Below are 670 nucleotides of genomic sequence, written 5' to 3'. Positions count from 1 at the left end.
GAAAACTGCTTGTGGTTTAAAGAATACACCACCACCTATAACCATACCAACAACAGTTGATAAAGCAGCAGCGAACCCAAGATTCTTTTGAAGAGTTTTCTTTTCCATCGTCATAATTCCTTTCTTTAATTATTAAAATTTATTTTTTATATTATTTAACAATGCTATATACTATTATTTATTTATATAACTTCTTTTGTAGAATTACTTGTTAAATTTGCTATTCTTTCTTTATTTAACTTAGACATACCTATAGAAGCAAGTACTAAAGCTCCGTAGCATACTAATATAAATGCGAATACAGACCACCATGCAACCATGTATCCCATATTATCAACTAAGAATCCGAATACTGAAGAACCAGCAGCAAATCCTACAGCGAAGAATATTTGAACTACACCAAGTATAGCACCAAATTCTTTCTTACCGAAGAATGYATTAAATTTTATAATATTTTTAAAAGCTTGCTATAAAGAATATAGCAAGCAATAAAAATATTAACACAAAAAATGTTGAAACAAGCAATAAAAATATTARCACAAAAAATGTTGAAAATATTATTCGCAAATTTAATATAATGCGAACTAAGTAAAGAGTTGTATTTGCTTATTCATACAACTCTTTATTTTTTATTATTTAAAATTTATCTAATTTCAACATTGTGTTAAAA

General features: G+C 26.5%; 1 protein-coding gene. It reads right to left on the bottom strand.

Annotation, left to right across the window (positions count from 1 at the left end; all coding sequences use genetic code 11):
- Positions 1-182: 182 nt before the first annotated feature.
- Positions 183-329 (bottom strand): hypothetical protein, encoded by a 147-nt coding sequence (locus G3997_RS01065; protein WP_296646751.1) that lies wholly within the window; start codon positions 327-329, stop codon positions 183-185.
- Between the last annotated feature and the right edge of the window lie 341 nt (positions 330-670).

This window comes from Romboutsia sp. 13368, assembly GCF_018336475.1.
Classification (GTDB): domain Bacteria; phylum Bacillota; class Clostridia; order Peptostreptococcales; family Peptostreptococcaceae; genus Romboutsia.
The sequence above is the reverse complement of the archived record's forward strand: the minus strand, read 5'-3'. Positions and strand labels throughout refer to the sequence as shown.